Source organism: Rhizobium sp. CF142 (genome assembly GCF_000281145.1).
In the GTDB taxonomy this organism is placed as follows: Bacteria; Pseudomonadota; Alphaproteobacteria; order Rhizobiales; family Rhizobiaceae; genus Rhizobium.
This window is the reverse complement of the sequence record NZ_AJWE01000023.1, coordinates 35,633-59,163: the sequence shown is the minus strand read 5'-3', so window position 1 is coordinate 59,163 and position 23,531 is coordinate 35,633. Positions and strand designations below refer to the sequence as shown.

Annotated in this window: 18 protein-coding genes and 2 pseudogenes; 7 read left to right on the top strand and 13 right to left on the bottom strand. The window is 60.7% G+C overall.

All coding sequences use genetic code 11. From position 1 onward, the window contains the following. Window positions 1–5: 5 nt before the first annotated feature. Both PMI11_RS07555 and PMI11_RS07550 read right to left on the bottom strand, forming a co-directional pair. Window positions 6–2,387, bottom strand: coding sequence for a hypothetical protein (locus tag PMI11_RS07555; RefSeq protein WP_007815164.1), 2,382 nt, complete (start codon window positions 2,385–2,387; stop codon window positions 6–8). A gap of 60 nt (window positions 2,388–2,447) precedes the next feature. After that, complete coding sequence (locus PMI11_RS07550) at window positions 2,448–3,746, bottom strand: adenylosuccinate synthase (RefSeq protein ID WP_007815162.1); 1,299 nt, start codon at window positions 3,744–3,746, stop codon at window positions 2,448–2,450. 188 nt (window positions 3,747–3,934) lie between these two features. On the opposite strand from PMI11_RS07550, the gene PMI11_RS07545 reads away from it, so the two are divergent. Then, window positions 3,935–4,852 (top strand): DMT family transporter, encoded by a 918-nt coding sequence (locus PMI11_RS07545; RefSeq protein ID WP_007815160.1) that lies wholly within the window; start codon window positions 3,935–3,937, stop codon window positions 4,850–4,852. On the opposite strand, the gene PMI11_RS07540 is transcribed toward PMI11_RS07545, so the two are convergent. Together PMI11_RS07540 and PMI11_RS07535 are read right to left on the bottom strand one after the other, a co-directional pair. Beyond that, window positions 4,849–5,697, bottom strand: a complete 849-nt coding sequence (locus PMI11_RS07540; protein WP_007815158.1) for a GNAT family N-acetyltransferase — start codon at window positions 5,695–5,697, stop codon at window positions 4,849–4,851. The two genes, PMI11_RS07545 and PMI11_RS07540, sit on opposite strands and share 4 nt — an antisense overlap. Before the next feature lie 267 nt (window positions 5,698–5,964). Further along, window positions 5,965–6,303, bottom strand: coding sequence for a hypothetical protein (locus PMI11_RS07535; RefSeq protein WP_007815156.1), 339 nt, complete (start codon window positions 6,301–6,303; stop codon window positions 5,965–5,967). 262 nt (window positions 6,304–6,565) lie between these two features. Here PMI11_RS07535 and PMI11_RS07530 point away from each other — a divergent pair, with 262 nt between their 5' ends. Continuing rightward, window positions 6,566–6,775, top strand: a complete 210-nt coding sequence (locus tag PMI11_RS07530; RefSeq protein ID WP_007815154.1) for a KTSC domain-containing protein — start codon at window positions 6,566–6,568, stop codon at window positions 6,773–6,775. A gap of 126 nt (window positions 6,776–6,901) precedes the next feature. Continuing rightward, window positions 6,902–7,741 (top strand): DUF6030 family protein, encoded by an 840-nt coding sequence (locus PMI11_RS07525; protein WP_007815153.1) that lies wholly within the window; start codon window positions 6,902–6,904, stop codon window positions 7,739–7,741. Here PMI11_RS07525 and PMI11_RS35945 read toward each other — a convergent pair whose 3' ends face one another. After that, window positions 7,742–8,275, bottom strand: a complete 534-nt coding sequence (locus PMI11_RS35945; protein ID WP_157179599.1) for a hypothetical protein — start codon at window positions 8,273–8,275, stop codon at window positions 7,742–7,744. A 266-nt stretch (window positions 8,276–8,541) separates the two neighbouring features. Between PMI11_RS35945 and PMI11_RS07515 the strand changes: the two genes are divergently transcribed. Next, window positions 8,542–8,742, top strand: a complete 201-nt coding sequence (locus PMI11_RS07515) for a KTSC domain-containing protein (RefSeq protein ID WP_007815149.1) — start codon at window positions 8,542–8,544, stop codon at window positions 8,740–8,742. Window positions 8,743–8,874: 132 nt separating this feature from the next. On the opposite strand, the pseudogene PMI11_RS07510 reads toward PMI11_RS07515, so the two are convergent. From PMI11_RS07510 to PMI11_RS07485, 6 genes and pseudogenes are all read right to left on the bottom strand, one after another. Then, window positions 8,875–10,685: pseudogene (locus PMI11_RS07510) on the bottom strand (EAL domain-containing protein). A gap of 115 nt (window positions 10,686–10,800) precedes the next feature. Beyond that, window positions 10,801–12,585: an IlvD/Edd family dehydratase gene (locus tag PMI11_RS07505; protein WP_007815144.1), complete on the bottom strand. Its 1,785-nt coding sequence runs from the start codon at window positions 12,583–12,585 to the stop codon at window positions 10,801–10,803. After that, window positions 12,582–13,505: pseudogene (locus PMI11_RS07500) on the bottom strand (NAD(P)-dependent oxidoreductase); the annotation flags it as partial. The gene PMI11_RS07505 and the pseudogene PMI11_RS07500, both read right to left, overlap by 4 nt. Window positions 13,506–13,644: 139 nt before the next feature. After that, window positions 13,645–16,842, bottom strand: a complete 3,198-nt coding sequence (locus PMI11_RS07495; RefSeq protein WP_007815140.1) for an efflux RND transporter permease subunit — start codon at window positions 16,840–16,842, stop codon at window positions 13,645–13,647. A 121-nt stretch (window positions 16,843–16,963) separates the two neighbouring features. Beyond that, window positions 16,964–18,154 (bottom strand): efflux RND transporter periplasmic adaptor subunit, encoded by a 1,191-nt coding sequence (locus tag PMI11_RS07490; protein WP_007815137.1) that lies wholly within the window; start codon window positions 18,152–18,154, stop codon window positions 16,964–16,966. Window positions 18,155–18,202: 48 nt separating this feature from the next. Then, entirely contained in the window at window positions 18,203–19,015 is an 813-nt protein-coding gene (locus PMI11_RS07485) for an alpha/beta hydrolase fold domain-containing protein (protein WP_007815135.1), read from the bottom strand. Window positions 19,016–19,179: 164 nt separating this feature from the next. Between PMI11_RS07485 and PMI11_RS07480 the strand changes: the two genes are divergently transcribed. Next, the gene (locus PMI11_RS07480; RefSeq protein ID WP_007815133.1) at window positions 19,180–20,091 is read left to right on the top strand and encodes a LysR family transcriptional regulator; all 912 of its coding nucleotides are present in this window, start codon (window positions 19,180–19,182) and stop codon (window positions 20,089–20,091) included. 238 nt (window positions 20,092–20,329) lie between these two features. Here PMI11_RS07480 and PMI11_RS07475 read toward each other — a convergent pair whose 3' ends face one another. Continuing rightward, window positions 20,330–21,232, bottom strand: a complete 903-nt coding sequence (locus PMI11_RS07475) for an SDR family oxidoreductase (protein WP_007815131.1) — start codon at window positions 21,230–21,232, stop codon at window positions 20,330–20,332. 85 nt (window positions 21,233–21,317) lie between these two features. After that, a complete protein-coding gene (locus PMI11_RS07470) occupies window positions 21,318–22,058 on the bottom strand; it encodes an SDR family oxidoreductase (protein ID WP_007815129.1) in 741 nt (246 codons plus the stop codon). A 122-nt stretch (window positions 22,059–22,180) separates the two neighbouring features. Between PMI11_RS07470 and PMI11_RS07465 the strand changes: the two genes are divergently transcribed. After that, the gene (locus tag PMI11_RS07465; protein ID WP_007815127.1) at window positions 22,181–23,095 is read left to right on the top strand and encodes a LysR family transcriptional regulator; all 915 of its coding nucleotides are present in this window, start codon (window positions 22,181–22,183) and stop codon (window positions 23,093–23,095) included. A 19-nt stretch (window positions 23,096–23,114) separates the two neighbouring features. Continuing rightward, window positions 23,115–23,429: a hypothetical protein gene (locus PMI11_RS07460; RefSeq protein WP_007815125.1), complete on the top strand. Its 315-nt coding sequence runs from the start codon at window positions 23,115–23,117 to the stop codon at window positions 23,427–23,429. Window positions 23,430–23,531 lie beyond the last annotated feature (102 nt).

Below are 23,531 nucleotides of genomic sequence, written 5' to 3'. Positions count from 1 at the left end.
CAGCCTTACTGGCTGGTCGAGAGATCTCCGAGCGCCGTCCATTCCTTGATCGCCGTGTTGAAGGCATTCCCGCCTGTAGCGCCCTTCTGCATGGTCAGCAGCGCACGGCGGCCGTTGCGGTAGGTGACCGGAATGTCGATCCAGTCGCGCGTGGCAAGCAGGTCCAGATTGGCCTTGCGCGCATCCGGATAGTCGTTGAGCGCGATCATGTGAAAATCGTCGGTGATCTTGGCCGGCACTGCAATCAGCGGATCGCCGCGATCCTGCTCCGTACGTTTCATCGAGATGCGCTGGACGCTGTCGATGCTGCCGCCTTCGAAATTCGGCGGAACGGAGAAGACGATCTCGACGAGATGGCTTGCCGGCAGCGACGGATCGGAATTGCGCTTGAAGGTCACGAGCGCCGAAAGATTGCGCTCCGGTACGGTGACGTTGCCCTGCACGGTGGCTTCCTGGCGGCCGTCCTGTCCGGCTTCATGCTGAACGGTCCAGATAACCGATCCCTCGATTGCCGTCGGTGAGCTTTCGCCGATCCGCTCTTCATAGAGGAACATCTTTTCGGTGGCGCCAATGGGGGTGTTCTGCGCAGCAGGTGCTGCGGCAGGGCCGTTCGGCGTCAGGTTTTCGGCAGGCGCAGCATCGGACTGGACGCTCGGCGTGCTGTTATCGGCTGCAGCAACGTTCTGCGCGGCAACCGACTTGCCTTCCGCCGTCGGTGTTCCCGGCACTGCTGCCGGGCCGTTATCGACTTCGGTGCCATCGGCGAGCAGCCGCTGGGTAAATTTGGAATTGGCAGCCGAACCGTCCAGCGAGGCAACTTCCTGGTTGGGTCGCGCCGGCGGCGTGGTAGCACTCTGATCTGCCGGCTTGGCCGTGGCCGGCGTGCTGTTTTGCTGCACCGGAGGCGTTGTCCCTGGCGTCACCGTCTCGTCGCGCGCAGCCTGTGACGGCGCGGAGCTGACGAGACCATCGACCATTTCCATCACCGCTTCGCGGTTCATCCAGCCCGCATAGGCACCGCCACCGAGAATGCCGAGCGTCACGAGGATCGCCAGAATGGTGCCGATACCGAAGCGCCGGCGCTTCGGCTCCATACGGAAACTCTTGCCCTGCATCTTCGAGGCGACGATCTGGTCCAGATCCATCGGCGGATTGCTGTCGTCGTCATCGGTCGCAGCGTTGCGGCGGTCATAGCCACGCAACGTCCGCGCCTCACGCCAACCTTCGCCTGGCGCTGCGGCCGGTGCGGGAGCTGCAGAGCCGGAACCGTTGCCAGCATGCACTTCCGCAAAGATATCGACGTCGTCGAAATGCGCGGAAGCTGGTGTCTTCTTGCCCGTGCCGGCCTCGATCGGCGGCAGATCGTCGAAAGCGGCGGCTTCCCAGGAGAAATTTTCCTTGGCAGCCGGCATGACGGCCGGCGAAGCGCTGTTTCCGAGCGTTGAGACCTCATCGAGAGCGCGTGCCGAAGCATCGGCGGGAACGGCGGGCGTGGCCTCGGCATAGGAGTGGAGTTCTTCGCGCGCCCATTCGGTCTCGGCTTCCTGGGGTACAGGAGCCGGTGTTTCGGCAGCCGGCTCGGACCACATGCGATCGAAATGCGCTGCCGCATCCATTGCAATCGGGTCTTCGCGCGTGTGCTCGATGAAGTCGCTGGTTTGCGGCTGCGATTGCGGTTCGAAATCGGCCATCGGCTCGACGAGTCGATTGGACGCACGGTCTATGCCGCGTGGAGCCGGCTGATGAACCTCTTCGTGCTGAAGCTCTTCTTCCACCTCATGGGCGGTTTCGGCTACCGGCTCGGCAGCGACCTCTTCCGGCCGCGGTTCTTCCGGATAATATTCCTCTACCGGCTCATGAGAGCTCTCGGTCTCGGCATGAACCTCAGCCTGCTCCGGCGCGCGCCATTCTTCCGCAGGCGCTTCTTCCTCATGAGGCGGATGCCATTCGGCGTGCTCGGGCACCACCTCTTCGGCGGGAGCGGCCGCCTGAACGACCTCCTCCGGCTCGGCAGGCTGCTCGTAGGCGGGATGTTCTACGTCCTGTTGCTCATGGCTTTCGGATACGGGTTCCTCGGCAGCAGGGGCCGTCTCTGCGACAGGCTCGTGCTCGAGCGCGGGCTCCTCATGAACTTCAGGCTCCGGAGCGGCTGTGACCGGTTCCTCGACAGGCACGGCTTCCGAGTGTTCGCCCTCGACTTCGCGGATTGCCGCCTCGAGCTTTTCGAGCTGGCGTTGCAGCATGGCTTCCGGCGGACGCGGCTTCATGTTCTCGAGCTGCCGCTGCACTGCGCCGCGCGCGCGCTCGTAGACCTTCACCCGCATCTCGGGCGTATTTTCAGACAGGCCGTCGACTGCCCGCCGAATAACTGCAATAAAATCCGCCATCAGTACTTTCTCAAGAAGTCCGGCACACTCCCGAACGGTCGCCTTAAGTGACCCGCGACATTAATCCTCAAACGGATCGGTCACAAGTATGGTGTCGTCACGCTCGGGGCTGGTGGAAAGAAGCGCAACGGGCGCGCCGATCAGCTCTTCGACCTGGCGAACATATTTGATCGCCTGCGCCGGCAGATCCGCCCAGCTGCGAGCACCGACCGTCGATTCCTTCCAGCCTTCCAGTGTGACGTAAATCGGCTCGACCCGAGCTTGCGCCGCCTGGCTTGCCGGAAGATGGTCGATCTGTTCGCCGTCGAGCATGTAGCCGACGCAGATCTTCAGTTCGTCGAGACCATCGAGCACATCGAGCTTTGTCAGCGCAATGCCGCTGATGCCGTTCGTGGCGACCGACTGACGCACCAGTGCAGCGTCAAACCAGCCGCAACGGCGCTTGCGCCCCGTCACCGTGCCGAATTCATGGCCCTTCTCGCCGAGGAACTGACCGATTTCATCCGTCAGTTCGGTCGGGAACGGACCTTCGCCGACGCGCGTCGTATAAGCCTTGGTGATGCCGAGAATATAACCGAGCGAACCCGGCCCCATGCCCGAACCGGCAGCGGCCTGGCCGGCCACCGTGTTGGACGAGGTCACGAAGGGGTAGGTGCCGTGATCGATATCAAGCAGGCTGCCCTGCGCACCTTCGAAGAGGATGCGGGCGCCCTTGCGGCGCTGCTTGTCGAGGAACAGCCAGACCGTATCGCGGAAGGGCAGCACACGGTCGGCGATCGAGGTCAGTTCATCCATGATCGTCTGGTGGCTGACTTCGGCAACACCGAGGCCACGACGCAGCGCATTGTGATGGGTCAGGATACGATCGACCTTGCCCGGCAAGGCTTCGAGGTCCGCGAGATCCATGACGCGGATGGCGCGGCGGCCGACCTTGTCTTCATAGGCCGGGCCGATGCCGCGCCGCGTCGTACCGATCTTGGTGCCGCTGTTGGAAGCTGCATCTTCACGGTAAGCATCGAGCTCGCGGTGCAGGGAAAGGATGAGGGTCGCGTTGTCGGCGATGCGCAGGTTCTCAGGCGTAACCTTCACGCCCTGCGCTTCCAGCCGGCCGATCTCGGCGATCAGCGCATGCGGATCGACGACGACACCATTACCGATGACGGCCATCTTGCCAGGGCGTACGACACCGGAAGGCAGCAGCGAGAGCTTGTAGCTCGTGCCGTCGATGACGAGCGTATGGCCGGCATTGTGTCCGCCCTGATAGCGCACCACGATGTCAGCGCGTTCCGAAAGCCAATCGACAATCTTGCCCTTGCCTTCGTCGCCCCACTGCGAACCGACCACGACTACGTTCGTCATCAAACTCTTCCTGTTACCGGCGGAGAACCGCACACCTGCTCAAACCCGCGCATCTATAAAGCTTTGTTTTTGGGAAAGCGACCCTGTTGTCACAGCAGATTCGGCTTTTTACGTGACAAATCAGCCGCCGGCAGGCTAAGCCCCGTCATAAAAAGCCTGCCAGAGACGACAAAGACGGGAAGATCCCCTTGCAAGCTACAGCCTATATCTGCCTCGTCATTGCAACTCTCTGCTGGGGCGGCAATGCCGTCGCAGGCAAGCTGGCGCTCGGCCATGTCAGCCCGATGATGCTGACCTTCCTTCGCTGGTTCCTGGCTGTCGTGCTGATCGCCGCCGTCTCGCTGCCGCAGTTGAAGAAGGACTGGCCGGTCGTGCGCAAGAACCTGCCCCTTCTCTTCTTCTATGGCGTGATCGGCTACACGACCTTCAATGCCATGCTCTATTCGGCCGTGCAGTATACGACGGCAATCAATGTAGCGATCGAGCAGGCCGGCATCCCTATGCTGATTTTCCTGTTGAATTTCGTCTTTTTCCGCACCGGCGTTTCGCTGGCCCAGGTCGTCGGCTTCGGCATGACGCTTGTCGGCGTCGCACTGACGGCTGCCCATGGCGATCTTGCAACCCTGCTGCAGCTCAGCCTGAACCGCGGCGATGGATTGATGCTGATCGCTGTCGCCGCCTATGCCGTCTATACGATCTTCCTGCGCTGGAAGCCCGTCGTCGACTGGCGCACGCTGATGGCGATCCCCGCGCTCGGCGCGGCGCTGACCGCCCTGCCGCTGCTTCTATGGGAGGCCTCCCGCGGCGCGGCCCAATGGCCTGATGGCAAAGGCTGGGCGATTGCCGTCTATACGGCAATCTTCGCCTCGCTGCTGGCGCAGATACTCTATATCAGGGGCGTCGAGGAAATCGGCGCTAATCGCGCCGGCCTGTTCATCAATCTCGTCCCGGTTTTCGGCACGCTGCTTTCTGTCGCCTTGCTCGGCGAAACGCTGCAGCTTTTCCACATGATTGCGCTGGTGCTGACGCTCGGCGGCATCGCTATCGCCGAAAAGGGCCGCCCAAAAATGGCTGCGCCCACCGTGCCGGCTTCGCCGGTCGACTAACCAAGCTCCAGCGTCGTCACGCCATAGACATTCTTTAGCGGGATTTCGGGCGCCGGACCGCGATACATGCGCGCGGTTTCCATAACCGGCTCGAGCCCTACGCTTTCCGCAAGTGCAATCGCCTCGGCATTGGCGGCGGGGATATCGATATAGATCGACGCGCCATGCGCCTGAGGAATAAGGCCGGCCAGAAGGGCAGCGGCGCTATCTGCGTCGCCAGCAAAAAGCGGGCCGATCTTGTAGCCCTCATAACAGCGGCGGATCGTGCCGTAACCGCGGATCTTGCCGCTCTTGCGCACGACGACCGAGCTGCGCCCCTTGCGGCCCGTGCACCAGGCGGCAAGAAAAGCCGCACGGGGCTGCGGGAAAATACCGCTGTCATAGCGCAACAGGCCTTCGAGCCTCGCGTCCGGAACCGGCTGCGCGACGAGTGACGACTGCGGCACCGATGTCGGCACGCCGCCATAGCGGATCGTGTTATAGGCGATCTCGAAACCGGCCTTGCGGTAGGTTGCCTGCTGGGCCGCAACTCCATCGAGGCCGATCGTGCGATCTCCCGCCGACGCGATGCCGGCGTTCCAGATCGCCTTGCCGAAGCCCCGGCCGCGGAAATCGGGATGCACGATGTAAAGACCGAGGAAGGCAAAATTGTCGCCATATTTGACGACTGAGATAGAGCCGACCGGCACCTCACCGATGGCGCCGACGAAAAATCCGGAAGGATCAGCTTCGTGGAATGCGATCGCATCGTCGAGGCCGGGATTCCAGCCCTCCTGACGTGCCCATTCCAGCGCAAGCTCCAGTTCGCCGGGCCGCATGGAACGAACGGCAAATTCCGAATTCATGCAACCTTCCCAGATTGAAACCCGCAAGTCCATTCCGCCATGCGCCAAGCAATCGTCAAGTCGATTGTCCCTGCGCTCAGTCCGGTCATGATGAACTCGCGTTCACGGCTTGAACGATGCGTGTCGTCGTTTTGAAATGCAATGCAAAAGAACTTCGATCTCGCCTTACCATGAAACAATGTAATTGCAATCTCAAGAAAATTACTGCGCCCGCCGGATCCTTCCCGCGGGCGCAAATCGAAGACGGCAGTATCTAGTATTTAAGCCTTAGCGCAGAAACGGACCCAGCGCTTCGGCAGTACCGATGGTCTGGGCAGCCTGGCTGAGAACGCTGTCGAAAACGAAGCCGACGACGATGGTCAGCTGCTGCGAATAGGCCTTCAGCTGATAGCCCTCGCCTTCGACCTGCGCCGGCGCGCTGAGGACAAAAGGCATGTTCGGGCGAACGAAACCGGCGCTCGTCGTCAACGGCTCCTCCGGCAGGTGGCCGATGGCCGAAGTGTACATCAGGTCACGGCCGAAACCGCCCGGGCCAAAGGCGAAAGCCGGCTGGCCTGCAGCCGATATCGTGATTGCGAGCGTCGCGGCAAGAAGAAATCTGCTCATCTCAAGTCCCCGTTTCCAGCCGGCCGGCGATTTCTGCCTGGCCGCAGCGCCGATCGCATCTGTCCATGCCCGGCCGCTTTCATGAGGGTCACTCTACATGCCAGTATTTGCAGGCTTTTTAAGCCGATCCGTACAATTTTATTGAAACGCGATTTTTTAGACTGTCGCCATTCAAGCAGAAAACAATCTTTACCATACGCCTTGACGGTATCTTCGCATCCTTACTTTTAAGGTGCCTCAAAACGAAACAGGGGCAAAAACGATGCACGAAGTTCCAGTCAAATCGCGGATTATCCAGAACGTCTATTTCAGCCAGGAAGACGGGCGCCTGCGTATCTGCTTCCGCAACGGCGAAGAACGCCTGTTCGAAGGCGTACCGGCCGCCGACGTGAGCACCATGGTGAAGGCGCCTTCGCCGGGCCAGTATTATATCGACCGGATCAGGACGCGGTATCGTCGTATCGCGGCCTGACAGGCTTCGATCGCTTCACCGGAGCGGCCTTAAATCGATTACGCCGCGCCGAGTGAGATCGATTGCCACATCGGTCCGAGCCTTATAAATGATGACTTCCATTGTCCGAGGTCTCGCGAACTGACGATGCCATCGTCCGATCAGAACATGAAACTGGCGCCGCAGCCGCGAAAGGGCCGCGCCGTCATGTGGCTGCTGATTGTTCTGTCCGTTTCAATTATTGGCGCAACGGTACTGCTGTCGAATGACATGCGACACCTGAAGTCGCTGGCCCACTATTTCGGCATAGAGCTTTTCCCGCCCGCGGCACCCCCGCCTCCCCCCCCGCCGAAGGTCTTCCGCCGCACCGAACCTGTCAGCATCAAGATCGCACCGCGCATGTTCGACCCGCCGCAGCCGGCGCTCGCGAGCGTTTTCCTGCGCACCTGGCGGATTTCCGGCCCGCTCATGTGCGAAGCGCTGCGCTCAGCCGGCGTGGAAACCAGCGAATGGGCGGAAACGGCATTCAATTCCGATACGTTCGAATGCTCCTACGAACATGTCTACAAGAAGGAGAAGGAGCACGTCGTCAGCTCGCTCTTCCTCGTCGTGCGCGGCAACGGCAGAGGCACGATTACGAGCATGCGCGTGAAGCTCCTCGGTCCCGCGACCGATAGCAACGGACAGCTTGATCCGAGCATATCACGCATTTTCGAAACCATGCTGACGCAGCCGGCGTGGCTGGATTTCCATGATGCGCTGACGGCAATCCGCAATCTCAGGGATGTGAAGGAGGAAGGCTTCGGTGCCCTCATCAACTTCACCCAGGAATTTTCGCGGCCGGGCGCCTTCAACTTCACGCTCCTGCTTCAGGAGAGCTCCGCCCAACAGCGCCGCACGAAGGATTACTTCTCCCCGAAGACCTGGCTGCCCGCGCCCGATCCCTCCTGGCAGGTGCCGGAACTCATCTTCTGGCGACGCGCCTGATCACGTCGCGCTGCCAACGAGCTGCTCCTTGGGCATGTCGTTGAGCAACTCGGCGAGGTCCTGACCGTCCCGCCGGCAACTCACCATGAACAGCTTCGGCGCTAACTCCTTGCTGCTGCATTCGATGAAGCTGCGGCGCAATGCGGTCCGCAACAGGCCCGCTGCATTCTGGCCGCAGGCAAGGCGCCGACCCTGCGTATCGGCGCAGAGCGCCCGCGGAGCGATCCGCGCGACACCGGTAATGACGAAGGTGTTGTCATCAAGGAAAAAGGTCGCATTGTCGATGACCTTCAGGGACGGGCCGGCAGAAAACTTGAAGGGATAGCGATCGGGCTCGCGTTCATAGGGCTGATGGCTCGCATCGATATGAACCGGCACGGAGGTCCAGATCGCTCCACTTTCTGCATCCATCCGCGGCGTCGCATCGACCGGAGAGGCGACCAGATAGGAGGCGAAAGCCATCGCGCCCACAACGGCCACGAGCGCGCAACAGATGCGGCCGAAAAGAATGATCAGCTCTGCAATCACCCGCAAGGACATCCCCATTTCAAGGCTGGACGAAACGCTTTTGAACGCTCGCTGAGGGAGCATTGTTCCGCTGCAGGTTGCGCTTAATTGTCATAACGCTTTCGGGCTAATTTAGAGCGTCAAACTTCAGACGCATTTAACTCAAAATAGGTAGGGCTCCACTCTTTGGATCCTTGACTTGAATCGACCAGAGATTAGCTTGACGCTGTCTTGAACCGCTCGTCGGATCCAGCAGCCACCTCTCTCGCGCGAAACACATCGGGGAGTACCGCATGGAAACTAGACTGCAGTCCAAACTCATTGAAGCGATCGATTACCAGCGCGAGACTCGACACCTCACGCTCTATCTGACCAACGGTCAACGTCGTCACTACGAAGATGTCCCTGAAGGCATCGTCGTCGGACTGACCGCAGCAGCTTCTCCTGGCGACTTCTACATGAGCCAGATCCGGGGCCGCTTCCGCACTACCTGAAAAATACGGCACGCACCCAAGGCGTGCCGTGTCGGTGCACTGAGAGTTAGCCTAAAGTGCTCGCCGACTGCACCGTTCGAACCGAAATCGGCCTCACATTCCATTCATCGACTAAACTTCAGCCCCCAGATCTCAACCCGCCACACTTCGCGATTTGCCACCGTGGCCGTTTGATGCAAGAAGGCGCCCCGTATCGGCGGCGTTAGAGGGATAGCCGAGCGCAAAACCCTGCAGGCTGTCGCAGCCAAGCCATGACAACGTCACGGCATGGGCTTCGGTCTCCACCCCTTCGGCAATCACTTCCACATCGAGAGCCTTGGCAATCTCGACGATCGATCCCACCACGCGCCTCTGCTCAGCCGATTCAACCACATCGGTGACAAGCTGACGGTCGATCTTCAGCCGCTTCGGCTTCAGTCGCACGAGGCCAATGAGCGAGGCATGGCCGGAACCGAAGTCATCGATCTCGATATCGATGCCCATCTGCTTGATGAGGTCGATATTGGCGAGGAATTTCTCATCGCAATCGTCGAGGAAGATCGTTTCCACCAGCTCGAAGACGATGGCGCCCGGCGGAATGGCCAGCCGGCGCAGCTTGTCCAGCAGGGCAGGATCGGCAAGACGCCCGGGCGAGATGTTCACGGCGGTGCGCGGCACATGATAGCCCATGGCCTGCCAGGCGGCGCGATCTTCAAGCGCGCGCTGCAAGACCGCGGCATCGATCTCCGCCGAAAGCCCGTATTCATCCGCAATGCGTAGGAAGACGCCTGGCGCAAGTACGCCCTTTTCCGGATGGTTCCAGCGTGCCAGCGCTTCCAGCCCGGTGATCTCGCGGGTGCGCGCATCGAGCTGCACTTGGTAGTAGGGAATGATCTCACCCTGTTCCAGGGCTTGGGCGAGATCTTCGGCTAGGCGACGCTTGCCGCGCAAGTCGTCCTGAAGCTGTCGGCTGAAGAATTCGATGCGGTTGCGGCCGAGCTTTTTTGCCTGGTAGAGCGCCAGATCGGATTCGGCGAGCAGGTTGCGCGCCCTTTTGTCGCTGCTCCAGGATACACCGATCGACGCACCGGATTGCAGCATCTCCTGCCCGAAGCGGATTTTCTTCCGCAGTCGCCGCTGCACATCCTCGATGATTGCCTTCAGCGCATCGAGGCCGGCGAAATTGGTCAGCACGATGACGAAATCGTCGCCGCCGACACGGGCGGCCATGCCATCTGAGGGAATGGCAGCGGCAATTCTGAGTGATGCGGTACGCAGCACGGCATCACCGGCGGCGTGACCATGGCTGTCATTGATCTGTTTGAACTGGTCGAGATCGAGATGCAGGACGGCAAGCGTCGACACGCTCTTATCCGCCAGCAGCGCCGCGAGCCGCCTGTCGAACAGGCGCCGGTTCGGCATGCCGGTCAGGTAGTCATGATTGGCGACATGCTCGATCCGCGCATTGCTTTCTTCAAGCGCCAGCGCCCTAGCCTCGGCCATCATCTTCTGCCTACCGAGCTCGGCATTGAGCAGCACATCGGATGTTACGTCCCATTCCGCACCGATGAAGGAGGGGGTGCCCTCCTCATCGACATAGAAATGTGCACGCGACCTTAAATGCCTGATCTCTCCACTCGGCAGAATGATGCGAAACTGGGAGTTATACGCGCCGCGAGTGGCAACCGCTTGTTCGAAATCCTGCTCGGCCCGTTCCCGGTCCTCGGGATGCAGGGCATTCGTCCAGATCCAGGTCGGCACTTCCCGGTCTGTCTGGCCGGTACAATACAGACGGTGCATCTGCGCGTCCCAGAGTATAGCATCTTTGTTGATGCTGTGCTCCCACACACCAATTTGCGAAGCATCAAGCGCCAGCTCCAGTCGCCGAAGAAGATCCTGGAACTCTCGCTCTGATCGCGTTGGTTTATTCTCGGGCAATTCGTTTCAGCCTTCGAAGCCTGCAAAAACTCATAATATAGTCGCAAGCCCTCATTAATGAAGCCTTTTCGTAAGTACCGAACTAGTTACTAGGTGAACTGTTCGTTACGACTGCCTTCTTTTCAATCAGTATTGTTTTAATCAGTGATTGTGTCGCGGTGGGTTCCTGGCAATCTGCCGGAACTCAGCGGCCCCCTCGATGACCGCACCATCTGACAGCTGCGTCACCGTATTGCGGTAGATGCGCTGCCACGGCGTCGCATCATCAGGCACCGGCGGGATTCCATCGCCCTTGCGCCGCTCGATTTCAGCCTTATCAACCAGCATATCGCAACGCCCCTGATTGAAATCGATGCGAATGATGTCGCCGGTCCTGAGCCACGCAAGCCCACCGCCCGCCGCACTTTCCGGCGAGGCATTGAGGATCGAGGGACTGTCCGAAGTGCCGGACTGGCGCCCGTCACCGATCGTCGGCAGGCTCTTGATGCCACGCTTCAGGATATGATCCGGCGGCTGCATGTTGACCACTTCTGCAGAGCCCGGCCAGCCGAGCGGACCGGCGCCACGGATGGCGAGGATCGTGTTCTCGTCAATGCCGAGCTCCGGATCGTTGATGCGCTTGTGGTAATCCTCCGAACCGTCGAAGACGACAGCCTTGCCTTCGAAAACACCTTCCCGGCCTGGCTCCTGCAGGTAACGCTTGCGGAAATCCTCTGATACGACGCTCATCTTCATGATGGCGAAATCGAAGAGGTTGCCCTTGAGTACGAGGAAGCCCGCACGCTCCTTCAGGGGCGCGCTGTAGGGTTTGATGACGTCGCGGTCACGTGACTCACGCCCTCTCAGATTCTCCGCCATGTTCTTGCCGGTGACGGTGCGACAGTCGCCATCGAGCTTGCCGGCCTGCAGCAATTCCCACATCACGGCAGGGGTACCGCCGGCACGGTGGAACTTCTCCCCGAGATAGGCACCCGCCGGCTGCACATTCGCCAGCAGCGGAATATCGAAACCATGCACCTGCCAATCCTCGGGATACAGCTCGACTCCCGCATGCTTCGCCATGGCGGCAAGATGCGGCTGGGCGTTCGTCGAGCCACCGATCGCAGAATTTGTCTTGATGGCATTGAGGAAGGCCTCGCGCGTCAGGATATCCGACGGCTTCAGGTCTTCGAGCACGATCTCGACGGCGCGACGGCCGGTGCGATAGGCCATCTGGCCGCGCTCACGATAGGCAGCCGGAATATTGCCGCAGCCTGTCAGCGAAAGGCCAAGCGCCTCGGCCAACGCATTCATGGTCGAGGCTGTGCCCATCGTGTTGCAATGGCCGACGGAGGGTGCCGAATCGAGCGCCGTCTGCAGGAATTCCTCTTCGTCGATCTCGCCTGCCGCGAGCTTCCGGCGCGATTGCCAGATCGCCATGCCCGAGCCGGCGAGTTTTCCTTCATGCCAGCCGTCGAGCATCGGCCCGCCCGAGAGAACGATCGCGGGAATATCGACCGTCGAAGCCGCCATGATCGCCGAAGGCGTGGTCTTGTCGCAGCCGGTCGTCAGCACGACACCATCGAGCGGATAGCCGTAGAGGATTTCAACGAGGCCGAGATAAGCGAGATTGCGGTCAAGTGCTGCCGTCGGGCGCTTGCAGTTCTCGAAGATCGGGTGCGTCGGAAATTCGATCGGGATGCCGCCCGCATCGCGGATGCCATCCCGCACCCGCTTGGCCAACTCGATATGGACACGGTTGCAGGGTGTCAGGTCGCTGCCGCTCTGGGCGATGCCGATGATCGGCTTACCGGACCGCAGTTCCTCCGGCGTCACACCGTAGTTCATGAAGCGCTCCAGATAGAGCGCCGTCATGTCGATATGATCAGGATTGTCGAACCAGTCCTGCGAACGCAGGCGGCGCTTGCCGGTCTTGCTGTCGGTCATTTCTTTCCTCCCGGTCGGGCATTCCTGTCTTCGAGATGGAGCAGCAAGGCGCTGTGATCCGTCTCGCCGTTGCCCCTGGCAACAAATTCTGTGAATTCGGCATGAACCGCTTCCGTCAGCGGCAAGGTCAGAGACAGTGCCTTCGCCGTCGCCATGACGGCGTCGAGATCCTTCAACTGGTTGGCCGAAGAACCACCCGGCGCGAACTGCCGGTCGATCATGCGCTTGCCATGGATCTCCAGGATGCGGCTGTCTGCAAAGCCACCACGCACCGCGTCCCGGAAAGCGGCCGGCGAACCGCCGCCGGCCTCGATCAGCATCATCGCTTCCGCGACGGCACCGATCGTCACCGCAACGATCTGCTGGTTGGCAAGTTTGGCAAGCTGCCCGGCCCCATCAGGGCCGACATGTGTGACCCGCCCCATCGGCGCGAAGACATCTGAAAGTTCGGCGATGACGGCAGCATCCCCGCCCGCCATGATGGCAAGCGTCCCGGCCGAAGCGCCGACCACGCCGCCGGAAACCGGCGCATCGATATGGCGGATGCCGCGTTTGGCAAGCTTCTCGGCATGTTCCCGCGCGAAAGGCGGAGCGATGGAACTCATGTCGATGACAACAGCACCCGGCTTCATGGTCTCGACGGTTCCTATGTCGAACAGCACCTGCGCGACAGCCTCAGCATTGGTCAGCATACAGATAACGACATCGGCTGTGGAAGCAGCCTCCGAGGACGTAAAAGCTACAATGGCACCATCGCCGGACAGCGCCTCAGCCTTGTCACGGTCACGATTCCAGACGGTGACAGAAAAGCATGCACCCAGTAAACGCCGCGCCATCGGCGCACCCATGAGCCCGGTACCAAGGAAAGCGATCTTCCGCTTTCCGCTGTTTTGCAATGCGTGTGTCACCCAGCCCTCCCGAACTGTTGCCTGCCCTTGATATCCCCCTCACCTCAGCATGCAACCGTTTTGATGGACGTAACGCATTTTTGTCTCATCACCTAAAAACGAAACGGGCGAGGACCGAGGCCCCCGCCCGATTTACCCGACAAAGGAGAGGTTATTCCGCAGCGACCTTCATATGGTCGTCTTCATCCTGCGGATGATTGTCGTTGTGCTGAACGAGCGGACGGTTGCCCGTCATCCGGCGTAGAAGCACGTAGAACACCGGCGTCATGAAGATGCCGAAGAAGGTCACGCCGATCATGCCCGAGAAGACCGCGACACCCATGGCCGCGCGCATTTCCGAACCCGCACCGGTCGAGGTGACAAGCGGCACGACACCCATGATGAAGGCCATCGAGGTCATCAGGATCGGGCGCAGACGCAGGCGGCTGGCCTCGATCGCGGCTTCACGCGGCGTCCTGCCTTCGAACTCCAGCTCGCGGGCAAATTCCACGATCAGGATCGCGTTCTTGGCCGATAGACCGACAAGGACGACGAGGCCGATCTGCGTGAAGATGTTATTGTCTCCACCGGTGAGCCAGACGCCGGTCAAAGCGGCCAGAACACCCATCGGCACGATCATGATAATCGCAAGCGGCAATGTCAGGCTCTCATACTGGGCGGCAAGCACGAGGAAGACGAGCAGCAGCGCCAGCGGGAAGACGACGACGCTGGAGTTACCGGCAAGGATCTGCTGGTAGGTCAGGTCGGTCCACTCGAAGTCGATGCCGGCAGGCAGGGTCTCGTGCAGGATCTTCTCGATCGCAGCCTGCGCCTGGCCGGACGAGAAGCCCGGTGCCGGACCGCCGTTGATATCGGCAGCGAGGAAGCCGTTGTAGCGGTTCGCACGCTCCGGACCGGTGCTGGCATCCACCTTCAATAGCGCTGCGAGCGGAATCATCTGGCCCGATGCCGAACGAACCTTCAACTGGCCGATATCTTCCGGCTGGGCGCGGAACTTGGCATCGGCCTGCACACGGACGCTGTAGGTGCGGCCGAAGGCGTTGAAGTCGTTCACATAGAGCGAACCGAGATAGATCTGCAGCGTCTGGAAGACGTCGGTGACGGACACTCCGAGCTGCTCGGCCTTGGCGCGGTCGAGATCGGCATAGAGCTGCGGCACGTTGATCTGAAAGCTGGAGAACAGGCCGGCGAGTTCAGGCGTCTGATAGGCCTTGGCAAGCACTGCCTTGGTTGCCTCGTCGAGCGCCTGGTTGCCGAGGCCAGCACGATCCTCGATCTGCAGTTTGAAACCACCCGTCGTGCCGAGGCCGTTGACCGGCGGCGGCGGGAACATGGCGATGAAGGCATCCTGGATGACGCCGAACTTCTGGTTCAGGGCCATGGCAATTGCCCCACCCGAAAGATCGGGCGTCTTGCGCTCCTCGAAATCCTTCAGCGTCACGAAGACGATGCCGGCGTTCGAAGAGTTGGTGAAGCCGTTGATCGACAGGCCCGGGAAGGCGATCGCGTTGGCAACGCCCGGCTGTGCCAGAGCGATGTCGGTCATGCGCTTGATGACGTCTTCCGTACGGTCGAGACTTGCGGCATCCGGCAACTGGGCAAAGCCGATCAGATACTGCTTATCCTGCGACGGCACGAATCCGCCCGGTACCGTGTTGAAGATGTTGTATGTCGCTCCGACCAGCACAAGGTAGAACACCATGACGATGCTCTTGCGCGATACCAGACCGCCGACGCCCTTGCCGTAGGCGTTCGAACCGGCGCCGAAAGCGCGGTTGAAGCCACGGAAGAACCAGCCGAAGATCGCGTCCATGAACCGCGTCAGCCAGTCCTTCGGCGCATGGTGACCCTTCAGGAGAAGGGCGGCGAGCGCCGGAGACAGCGTCAGCGAATTGAAGGCGGAAATGACGGTCGAGATCGCGATCGTCAGCGCGAACTGGCGATAGAACTGACCCGACAGGCCGGAGATGAAGGCAAGCGGCACGAAGACCGCGACAAGCACCAGCGCGATCGCGATGATCGGGCCGGAGACTTCCTTCATGGCCTTGTAAGTCGCCTGACGCGGACTGAGCCCGGCCTCAATGTTGCGTTCGACGTTTTCAACGACGACGATTGCGTCATCCACGACGATACCGATCGCCAGCACCAGGCCGAAAAGGCTGAGTGCATTAATCGAGAAGCCGAACATGTACATGACCGCGAATGTACCGATGATGGATACCGGAACGGCAATCAGCGGGATGATCGAGGCACGCCATGTCTGCAGGAACAGGATGACGACGAGAACGACGAGCGCGATGGCTTCGAGCAGCGTGTCGATGACCTTCTCGATCGAGGCGCGAACGAACTTCGTCGTATCATAGACGATCTCGTATTTCACGCCTGAAGGCATGGCCAACTGCAGCTCGTCCATCGTCGCGCGGACATTGTCGGCGATCTCGATCGCGTTCGAACCCGGCGCCTGGAGAACGGCAACGGCGACAGCCGGCTTGCCGTCGAGCAGCGAACGCAGCGTGTAGTCGGCGGCACCCAGTTCGATCCGGGCAACGTCGCGCAGACGGGTGATCTCGCCATTGGCGCCCGTCTTGACGATGATGCTGCCGAATTCCTCGGGCGTGCGCAGACGACCCTGGGCGTTCACGTTGAGCTGGAGATCGACGCCCGGCTGGCTCGGCGAAGCGCCAATGATGCCTGCAGCGGCCTGGACGTTCTGCGAGCTGATCGCATTGCTGATGTCGCTTGCGGCAAGATTATGCTCGGCTGCCTTCTGCGGATCGATCCACACACGCATGGAATAGTCGCCGGCACCGAAGACCTGCACCTGGCCGACACCGGCGATACGGGCTAGCCGGTCTTTGACGTTCAGCGTCGCATAGTTACGCAGATAGGTGATGTCATGACTGTTCCCGTCGGAGACGAGGTTGACGACCATGATGAAGTCAGGCGAGCTCTTGACCGTGGTAATGCCAAGCGCGCGAACTTCCGCCGGCAGGCGCGGTTCGGCCTGCGACACGCGGTTCTGCACGAGCTGCTGCGCCTTATCGGGGTCGGTACCGAGCTTGAAGGTGACGGTGACGTTCAAGGCGCCGTCAGACGTCGCCTGGCTGGACATGTAGAGCATGCCCTCGACGCCATTGATCTGCTCTTCGAGCGGTGTAGCCACCGTTTCGGCGATGACCGACGGGTTTGCGCCGGGATAGGTGGCATGCACGACGATCGACGGCGGCACGACCTCGGGATACTCGGAGATCGGCAGCGCCCTGAGGCCGATGAGGCCGGCGACCACGATGAGGACCGAAAGAACACCGGCAAAGACCGGGCGGTCGATAAAGAATCTGGATATGTTCATTTTAACGCCCTCTCCGGGGTGAACATGGATGCAAAGTCCCTCGCCGGCGGCTTAAAGGCGCACCGGCAGGTCATGTTATCTAGGGTAACGGCCGCCTCCCCGAGGGAAGGAGGCTCAAACCTTACTGAGCGGTCGCGACCTTCTCTTCCATCTGGGGTGCTACGACTGCACCCGGACGGATACGCTGAAGGCCGTTGACGACGATCTTGTCGCCGATTTCGAGACCGCCTTCGACCACGCGCTGGCCATCGAACAGCGAACCGAGCTTGATCTGCCGGTAGTTGACCTTGTTCTCACCATCGACGACGAAGACGAATTTCTTGTCCTGGTCGGTCCCGACGGCGCGGTCACTGATGACGATCTTGTTCTCGGCCTTCGGCTGGCCCATGCGCACCCGAACGAACTGGCCGGGGATCAGCTTGCCGCCGGGATTGTCGAAGACTGCCCGCACGGCAATGGTGCCGCTGGCAGCATCGACTTCGTTGTCGACGAGCTGAAGCTTGCCCTTGATCGGCGTTCCCTCATCGGTAAGCGTGCCGATTTCAACCGGGATCTGTTCAACCGCCGGCAATGCCGCATCAGTTGCCGGAAGCTCAGAGAGAGCCTTCGTGACCATCTCTTCGCTGGCATTGAAGCTTGCATAGATCGGATCGACGGAGACGAGTGTCGTCAACTCAGGCGAAGCCGAACCGGCCGCAACAATATTGCCGACTGTGACCTCGATCTTGCCGATACGGCCGGAAACCGGCGCCTGAACCTGCGTATAATCGAGATCGAGCTGCGCGGACTGGAGAGCAGCCTGTGCCGAACGCAGGCTTGCCTGGGCTTCAGCCAGCGTGCTCTGACGCTGGTCGAGGTCGCTCTGCGAAATCGTCCGGTTGTCTGAGAGACGGCGGCCGCGGTCGAGTTCCGTCTGCGCCAGGCTGACCTTGGCTTCAGCCGAAGCGACCTGGCCCTGGGCCTGGGCGACGGCTGCCTGATAGGGGGCAGGATCGATGGCGAAAAGCAGATCGCCTTGCTTGACCAACGCACCTTCACGGAAATGCACGGACTGGATGGCACCCCCAACGCGGGGACGGATCTGCACACGATCGATAGCCTCGAGACGACCGGAGAAATTCTCCCAGTTCGTCACATCACGGCTGGCGACGACGGCAACCGTCACCGGCACAGCGGGAGGCTGCGCAGGTTCAGAGGCGGCCGTGGCGGTTGCGCTCATCGGCAGTTCGAAAAAGATGGCAGCGGCCGAAACGGACGCAGCAACACCCAGACCGGCGCCCACCAGGGCCCAGCGCTTATTTCTGGACGTCATCGGTACTCTCCTTGCGGCCCTGAATGGCCGTAAAAAATCAGTTCGTCTTCAATGCAATTGTGGCTGAACGCTCACGTTCTGAAGGAAATCTCCGAAGTGGCGGCTGACGTTGCCCTGCCACGTTGAAGTCCCATCAGATTTTCCGCCATAAATGGATGGCCAACCTGTCCCGGCGGGAAGGACATGCTGGCGCACGCCAACGCCTGCCTTCTTCAGGCGAGCGGCGTAACCGATAGTCTCGTCGTGCAGCGGATCGTCTTCCGCCGTAAAAATCAGAGCCGGTGCAACACCTGAAATCCGCGAGCACAGGCAAGGCGCAGCATAGGGATGACAGCCGCCGCCACTCAGGTAATGGCTCCAGCCTTCCGTCCAGCGCTGACGCATGCCGATCTTGTCCGCCTTGCGGATCGAAGACGTGCCCATGAAAGGATCGAGAAGGGGAGAAAGCAGGATCTGGCCGTCAAGCGCATCCGGCATCTGGTCACGCGCTTTCAGCGCAACACCGGCAGCAACGTTACCGCCCGCCTCTTCGCCGGCAACGAAAAGCAGCGACTTGCGATCGCCGAGGCCGGCCTTCTTGAGGGCGAGGTAGGAAAAGATCGAGAAGGAGACTTCGAGCGCCTTCGGAAAGACATTGCCCGAAAGCGTACTGTAGTCGGCGGAAACGACGATCGCGCCGGCCTTTGCGAGGCTCTGTGCAATCGGGCGGTCGGCCTTAGGGTCGCTGTCGAGAAACGCCCCACCATGCAGATAGAGCACGATTGGCGGACCCTTGCCGAAATCGGCGCCCATATAGACGCGCGCAGAAACGGGGCCAGCGGCCACCTTTTCCAGCACCATGTCTTTGATCTCGGGCACCATCGTTTCTATCTCTTCGCTGCTTTGCAATGGACGGACAACGCCCGCCTCTTGCATTTTGAACCAAAAAGATATTGTTATTCAAATCGGGGAATAAGAAGCGATATCGCGATAACACTATTCCAAATCCCGAACAATGTTGCAACGCAAACTGCGGAATTGAACCGATGGATCAGCTCTCGGCAATGCGCGTCTTCATCCGCGTAGTGGAGACGGGCAATTTCACCCGCGCCGCCGACATGCTCGCCATGCCCAAGGCGACGGTGACCAATCTCATTCAAGGACTGGAAGCACATCTGCGCACCAAGCTCCTCAACCGCACCACCCGCCGTGTCATGGTCACGACGGATGGTGCTCTTTATTATGAACGCGCCGCGCAGATCATTTCCGAACTTGAGGAGTTGGACGGCAGTCTTTCAAACTCCCAGAGCTTGCCGACGGGCAGGCTGCGCGTCGAGATGGCGGGTGCCTTTGCCGATTCCATTCTGGTACCGGCGCTCTGTGATTTCTATCAGCGTTATCCCGATATCCGCATCGACCTCGGCGTCGGCGACCGCACCGTCGACTATCTCGCCGAAAACGTCGACTGTGCTCTGCGCGCCGGCACGCCGGCCGACCAGTCGCTGATTGCAAGACGTGTCTCGGAAATCGAAATGATCACCTGCGCTGCCCCCCTCTACGTCGAGAAATTCGGCCTGCCGCAGCGACCGGAAGAGCTTGAAACGGAACATTATTCCGTCAATTATTTCCGTGCCCAGAACAATCGCACGGTGCCTTTCGAATTCCGGAAGGGCAACGAGATCATCGAGGTCAATCCGCGCTATATCGTCTCCGTCAATGACAGCCGCACCTATATGACCGCGGCACTCGCCGGCCTCGGCCTCGCCCAGATCCCGATCTTCATGGCCCGCGAGCCCCTGGCAAAGGGGGAACTGATTCAGACTCTGCCGGAATGGACGCGCGAGTCGCTGCCACTCTACGTCGTCTATCCGCCAAACCGGCATCTCAGCAACAAGGTCCGCGTCTTCGTCGACTGGCTGGTGAAACTGCTGGCCGACGCCAAACTTAACGCCCGCTGACATAGAGCCGCTGGCAAAAAAGCGGCCCGTGACGGGAGGGATAACCGTCACGGGCCTTGATCTGATGTCTGAAACTGAAGGCCTGTCGCACCGCAGGAAAGGCGCGGCAGGCCCTGGAGTGGAGGTCGGGAGGCTGGCGGCGATTGCCGTCCGCCTCCGTCCATTCTGATATAGGTGCGCTTAGCCGGATAGTAAGGGGCAGCTCACCAAGAGGCCGTTCACAAGTTTGCGACGATCTTTATCCGTTCGTGACGGGCTTCAGCAGATCCTCGATGCCGATGCGGCGGAAGAGTTCGGCACGAACGCGGTCAGCGACGCCATTGACGATCTCAGCACCGTCTTCCGATGGATCGACATGGGTGCGGAACGGCCGCTTGCCGAAGGGCATGTTTATGACATCAACGATGGCGGTCGCAACGGAAGCGGCATCTGCATCAGCGGGTTCGAGCGAGGCAAGGCCTTTCAGCGCCTGTTCCGGCAGGCCCTTATAAGGACCGTCATTATATTCGGCGGCGCGGGCGGTATCGGCAGGCGAGCCGGAATGGGCGAAGTGGTTCGTACCCTTGGTGAAGGCTCCGGGAACGATGATCGCCGTTTCGATGCCCCAGCGAGTCAGTTCACTGGCATAGGAGACGGCAAGCGAGTCCATGGCCGCCTTGGCAGCGAAATAAGGAGCAAGGTACGGAGGCGTACCGCCGCGGGTGCTGGAGGAAGACACCCAGACAACCAGGCCCTTGCCCTGCTTGCGCAGATGCGGCATCACCGCACGGTTCACGCGCTGGGTCGACAGCACGTTGATATCGAAAAGCCCGGCATATTGCTCCGGCGTGAAGGCTTCAGCCGGGCCGAAGGACATATGGCCGGCATTATGAATGATCGTGTCGATCTGGCCCTCGGCGGAAATCACCTTGGCAATGCCTGCTTCGACAGAGCCATCGGAGGCAACATCCAGTTCGACGGCCTTCAGATCGACGCCGTTTTCTCTCGAGAAGGCTTCGACAGCCTCGACCTGCGGCCGATTGCGACCTTCGGTTTCGCGCATCGAGGCATAGACGGTGTGACCGGCCGTGGCGAGAGCGCGGGCGGTAAGAGCGCCGAAACCGCTGGAGGCTCCGGTGATGACGATGACTTGCTTGCTCATGATCCAATTCCTTCTATGAGAGTGGGGTGGTTGAAAGAATGCGAGGGAAGAGTGGGGCGGCGTGCATGCCGCCACGAAATCTGCATCAGACCATGCCGCCATTGGCGCGCAGCACCTGACCGTTGACCCATGCGCCGTCAGGACCGGCGAGGAAGGCAACAACGCCGGCGATATCTTCGGACGTACCCAGACGTTCCAGGGGGTTTGCCTTGGCAAGGCGGTCGATCAGTTCGTCGGACTTGCCGTTGAGGAAGAGGTCGGTGCCTGTCGGGCCGGGGGCGACCGTATTGACGGTGATCTGGCGGCCACGCATTTCCTTCGACATGATAGCGCTCATCGTCTCGACGGCGGCCTTCGTGGCGGCGTAGACGCTATAGGTTTCCGGCTTGAGGCCGACGACTGAGCTCGAGAAGTTGATGACCCGACCACCATCACGCAGACGCTTGGCAGCCTCGCGCAACGTATTGAACGTGCCCTTGAGATTGACACTGATCTGACGGTCGAAAGTGGCGTCATCGACATCGGCAAGGCGCGAAAGCAGCATGATGCCGGCATTGTTGACGAGAACATCGACACCGCCGAAAGCTGCTTCCGCAGCGTCGAACATGCGGCGCACGGCCTCTGCATCGGCAACATCGCCCTGTGCCGTCAGTGCTTTGCCGCCGGCCTTTTCGATCTTCAGGGCCAGCTCTTCGGCAAGTGCCGCGTTGCCAGCGTAGTTGATGACGACGGTAAAGCCGTCCTTTGCGAGACGTTCTGCGATCGAAGCACCGATGCCGCGGGAAGCGCCGGTAACGAGAGCGACCTTGTTTTGATTGGCAGACATTTTCTTCTCCTTTGGGTTCGGCGCCGCAGCGCCCTTTCGATGAGAAGAGGATGCCTCTTTCTATATTGCGGATAATCGGCCATTATTCGGCATCACTATCCGGGAAACGCAAACAAAATAAAATGGACAGATTCGATGCCATGCGGGTCTTTTCCCGCGTCGTGGAGCGCCGCAGCTTCACGCTTGCCGCCGAAGATACCGGCCTGCCGCGCTCGACGGTGACGGATGCGGTCAAGCAGTTGGAAGCCCGCCTCGGCGTACGCCTGCTCCAGCGCACGACACGCCATGTCAGCCCGACGCTCGACGGCGAAGCCTATTACCAGCGCTGTCTGTCGATTCTGGCCGATATCGAGGATGCCGAAGGCGCCTTCGCCGGTGCCAAGCCGAAGGGGCTGCTGCGAGTCGATGTACACGGCACGCTCGCCCGGCATTTCGTGCTGCCGAGCCTGCCATCCTTTCTGGAAACCTATCCCGATATCGAGTTCTATATGAGCGAGGGCGACCGGCTGGTGGATCTGGTGCGCGAGGGCATCGACTGCGTGCTGCGCGTTGGCACTCCGCAGGACAGCGACATGGTTGCGCGGCGAGTCGCCATGCTGGATGAGATCACCCTCGCCTCGCCATCCTATATCGCCGCTTTCGGTCAGCCCGGGCATCCCGACAAGCTGGATACACACCGCATGGTCGGCTTCCGTGCGACCGGCAGCGCCGGCCCTCTGCCCCTGGAATTCATCGTCGACGGCAGCGTGCGCAACATCACTATCCCCGCGACTGTGACCGTCAACGCCGCCGAAAGCTACATTTCCGCCGCTCGCATGGGGCTAGGCATGATCCAGATCCCGCGTTACCACGCCGAACAGGATCTTGCTGCCGGCACCCTGGTCCAAATGCTGGCCGATTTCCCGCTCACGCAGACGCCGGTTTCGCTGCTCTATCCGCGCAACCGCCAGCTCTCGCCGCGCGTGCGCGTCTTCATCGACTGGCTGGTGAAGGTCTTTGCTCGACAAAACTCCGAAAACACGGTTCACTCATATTAGCACTCTCGGAGGAACGAACATGGCACTCAGCGACACCATGGTTTACCAGACGGATGAGGGCTTCGTCGTCGAGTTCGGCAACGAGGGTGAAGACAGGATTGCAGTCACGCTTCGCAACGCCCCCGATCTCACGCACGAAAATGCCATAGCCAAGGCGAAAGCATTGCTTTCTTCCGCATTCGAGCCCGTTCACGGTGACGGCGCCCGCAGCAAGGATGCAGCGGTGCTTGAAGAAGAGCTGCAGGAAGGCCTGGAAGATTCCTTCCCGGCGAGCGATCCGGTTTCCGTCACCAGTTCGTCGATTTCGATGCGCGATCCGAATGCCGGTCACTAGATCTGCGTCGAGATGATATTGTCGACGCGGACCTGCTGACGATGCCGCGCGGGCCGGCCGGCGAACGATTGTCCCGGGTGGCGGATCGGCGAAGGGAATGCT